The sequence below is a fragment of the Shewanella sp. genome (genome assembly GCF_051658185.1).
GTDB lineage: Bacteria > Pseudomonadota > Gammaproteobacteria > Enterobacterales > Shewanellaceae > Shewanella.
Genome location: NZ_JBOFMC010000328.1, coordinates 1 through 3,544, shown reverse-complemented (window position 1 = coordinate 3,544; position 3,544 = coordinate 1). Strand labels below are relative to the sequence as shown.

Annotated in this window: 4 protein-coding genes and 1 pseudogene; 1 reads left to right on the top strand and 4 read right to left on the bottom strand. The window is 49.9% G+C overall.

Features of this window, described 5'->3' with window-relative positions; translation table 11 throughout:
- The first annotated feature begins 2 nt into the window (after positions 1-2).
- Entirely contained in the window at positions 3-1,247 is a 1,245-nt protein-coding gene (locus ACRCZA_RS12635; RefSeq protein ID WP_438674780.1) for a hypothetical protein, read from the top strand.
- Here ACRCZA_RS12635 and ACRCZA_RS12630 read toward each other — a convergent pair.
- The 4 genes and pseudogenes from ACRCZA_RS12630 to ACRCZA_RS12615 all read right to left on the bottom strand — a co-directional run.
- Positions 1,224-1,349: pseudogene (locus ACRCZA_RS12630) on the bottom strand (IS5/IS1182 family transposase); the annotation flags it as partial. The gene ACRCZA_RS12635 and the pseudogene ACRCZA_RS12630 sit on opposite strands and share 24 nt — an antisense overlap.
- A 66-nt stretch (positions 1,350-1,415) precedes the next feature.
- Complete coding sequence (locus tag ACRCZA_RS12625) at positions 1,416-1,916, bottom strand: hypothetical protein (RefSeq protein WP_438674779.1); 501 nt, start codon at positions 1,914-1,916, stop codon at positions 1,416-1,418.
- A gap of 2 nt (positions 1,917-1,918) precedes the next feature.
- Positions 1,919-2,929 carry an AAA family ATPase gene (locus ACRCZA_RS12620; RefSeq protein ID WP_438674778.1) on the bottom strand — a complete coding sequence of 337 codons (1,011 nt, stop codon included), beginning with the start codon at positions 2,927-2,929 and terminating at the stop codon, positions 1,919-1,921.
- A 134-nt stretch (positions 2,930-3,063) separates the two neighbouring features.
- A complete protein-coding gene (locus ACRCZA_RS12615) occupies positions 3,064-3,426 on the bottom strand; it encodes a winged helix-turn-helix domain-containing protein (protein WP_438674777.1) in 363 nt (120 codons plus the stop codon).
- Positions 3,427-3,544 lie beyond the last annotated feature (118 nt).

Here is a 3,544-nt window from a genome sequence, read left to right as displayed (position 1 = left end):
GTATGGCGGAAACCTACGAGCAAGACGGCAAGGGCTTGGCCGCGACGGCGTATTTGCACTATTTTCGCGGCGGCGCGGATTGGTATATCACCGAAAAAGATAGCGATGGCGGTACGCGCCAAGCCTATGGCTGGAGCGATTTAGGCGCAGGGGGTGAGCTGGGTTATATCAGTATTGATGAGCTGACCGCGCAAAACATTGAGCTGGATTTGCACTTTGAGCCCAAGGCGCTAAGTAGCATCGTGCAAGAAGCGCCGCAGGAAGAGACCAAGGAGAAGCCAGATAGTGACGGCAGCGAGGTGCAGGTCATTGAGCTAACCGGCAAAGAGCTGGGCGAATTTGCAGATACGCCGGAAGGCAAGAAGGAGTTAAGGAGGGCAGCCAAAGCACGCCTCGAAGCGATGATTGGCGATTCTACATACTGCTCGGCTTTAAAGGCAGACGTAGAAATAAGGCGAGCAGGGGTGAAAAAAGTCATCAGCTTAAGCAGTGACCCACAAAAACTAATGATGGTTGGCGCAATCAAGGACATTATTCGGTCGGCCAGCTTGCTATCTAGCCGACCACCCTACGATGGCGAGCTCGATAAGAGTGCTCGCGCTTATCATATTTTGCGCGCAAAAGTTTTGCTGGATCACGAGAAGTTAGCCGCTCGCGTGGTGGTTAAAGAAGATGTCAATGGCGCCTTCCACTACGACATTAGCGTACACAAGCCAGCAGCAGTCTTCGATTGCGTAAAAGAAAAGGGTCACGCTAATGCGCAACCCTTTAATGTGACGACTACCAACGGCGGGGGAACGTATCCTTCCTGCATCGCGCGTCACCAGCTTAATTTGAGTATAGGTGAAAATGAACGTCACCTGCAAAAAGAGTTTTTGCTTAACTCAGAGAAAACAGGCGAACCCGCTTGCGCGGGCTCGTCGATCTTGATGGGTGGGAATCGAGGGTGTACATGCAACCGAAGCGCTGCATTCGAACCTTGTCGCCTTCTCCCCTCCGAGCCGTCGTCAGGGCATCAAGATGACGCAAGTATTGTCCTTGATGCTGCTGCCGTCAATATGACCAACCCATCAGCGGATCTCATTTTTAATGACACCTCTAGCGCAAAAAAAAACGGCTCCGAAGAGCCGTTTGCTACCACTAATTACAAGCCAGCGGCATTGGCGGATGCTGAACTGGTGGCTAGTGGTCAACCCTACGTGCCGCCGCAAGCGTTGTCGATGCTCGATGACCGTCAGCATTTTTGACCATGGGAGCACCGCTTCCATGCGCGCCAAGAATATCTCTTTACGGGTTTTGTGGCGTTTGCCATTGAGCTCGCCGTCCGTGAAGATTTGTTGGTTACTCATGCTGAACCTCATCCCTGATATCAAGTGGGCCAATGATCTCACAACAATGACTTGTTCGCACTTTCCCTAGTTCAGCAACCCTGCTTTTCTGGCCAGCGATTCATTGATCACCTTAGCACTGGCTTTCCAGATTATTAAATGGCGCTTGAGCAAACCGGTCAACTTATCACTGAGAGGGTCAAGAGCACCCAACGGTGCTCGAGGGATAACTAAATAGAACCGGATATCAGTTTGTTGCCAGTCAACATCGGCCATGCCAGCCCCTAACTCATCTCCCAACGTCACGGGGCGATTCAACGAGGCAGCCAGCAGTAGTTGCAGCGAATTTTCCAGCTTTTCCTGTATCTCAGCAAAGTAATCCTCATATTTTTGCTCACTATTCACTCGATTAGGAACAGATGACTTGGCCTCGACAAAGACGAGCTTTCCTTGGTCAGCAGACCACCAGACAAATTCACAGACCTTGATGCCTGTCAAACCTTGGACATGAGGGGATTTTTCAACATGGAACAATACATCTTCTATAAAAGGACCAAAAGCGACCCCTGACTCCTCAATTGTCACCATTTTCAGATTCCCTCGAAGCCCTGTTCAAACAGGCGGATCGACTCATTGATAATCTCATTATCCGGTAAGCCATCTGTCAGCAGACAACTCTGCTGCCAGCACCCCATGTCATCAGCAATAAAGCAGGGAATTGGGAGTCGATTTTGCTTGGCGTTGTGTAACATATTTTTGTCCACATAGTAGGAGTGTGTCGCCATAAACACCTGAATACCCTGCTCTGCCAGCATATGGACAATATCTAGTAACTGGATGATTGCAGTGGGATGAAGCGCCGACTCTGGTTCGTCGATAAAAACTACAGAATTCGGGGTGATAAAGCGATTGCCAAGCAGGGTATCAAGGATCGCTATTTTCTTAATGCCCTCAGCTGTATTGTGAATTGAGAACTTTGAATTCCCCTGTCGATATAGCCACTGCTGCTCTTCAAATACTACACGCCCCTGAAACATTGACTCCAACTTGCTTCGAGACTTAGCAAAACTGTCGTAATTCCGCCCTGCTTGCGGCGGATTTTGTAATGCGAGCACCAGATCGGCATAAGTCGCATCGTAACCGAACTCCCTGTTTTGTAGTGCACTCTTCAAGATGACATGCCAGAGGGAAAGCACCTCTTTGGGCGGTAGAAATATCGAGTTATCATCACGCGAAGGCAAAGTGTTGAGGCTCGGCTTAACTTGCTTGGTGGTATCTGCGCCAAAGTCAAATGCCAACTCGGCCCCGTCATTCATCTGAATGTTCACCTCAAGGCGATTCCCTCTGCCACGACGCACAATCTCACCCAAGCGTTGGCTCTGGAATGTCCAGTAAAGCTTGTCACTGAGTACGTCGTGAAACTCACGATTATCATGACCACGGCCAGACTCCTCCTGAGCCCGCAACGCAGAGTAAAGAGTCTTTAACAGCCACGTCTTGCCAGAGCCATTTTTGCCGATAATGAGATTTAGCTTGCCCAGTTTTTGGCCTTCGGCCAGTGCGATTGGGCCACTATTGCGGATGGAGAATTGACGGAGCATGGATAACACCTCATCGGATTGGGCAATGAAAATTGAGCTATGGCCGGATAATATCATAACCTGCGGAAGCCTCACGCGATTCTACCGTGATGACCTTTACGGCAGATATCCCGTTTGCGAACACAGATTGAGACTCACGCTCTCCTTCCGGCTACAACATGTTCACTCGGCTTGATCAAATAACGTAGAGCTAGCCAATTTGGTGAATTATTCACCTTCCGCCGGCAGCACTTCCCAATGTCCACCTTACGCGGCCCGGCAAAACGCAACCGCCCTTCCTTGACCAAGGCAGAAGTTGCCCGCTCAACGGTGCTGGTTGATTTGCCTATCCGCTCAGCCACTTGTTTGAGGGTCAAGGTTGGCTCAACAGCTAAAACACCCAAGATCAAGTCCGGCGTTTTTACCCGCATTTCTACCTTCGTTTTTGCCTGATTTTCTACCCGCTTTTTTTCCAACTGAGTGGCTTGCGATGCCGGTTGAACAAAATGCCCGCGCAATCTCGCTCGTTTACGGGCGAGTCTAGCGGGCAGTAATTTCGCTAGATCTTTTTCAGGGATTTGGATGTTTTAATCGCCTTCTCGCTAGGAGGCGTATTCTGGTTTTCTATGTATTGCT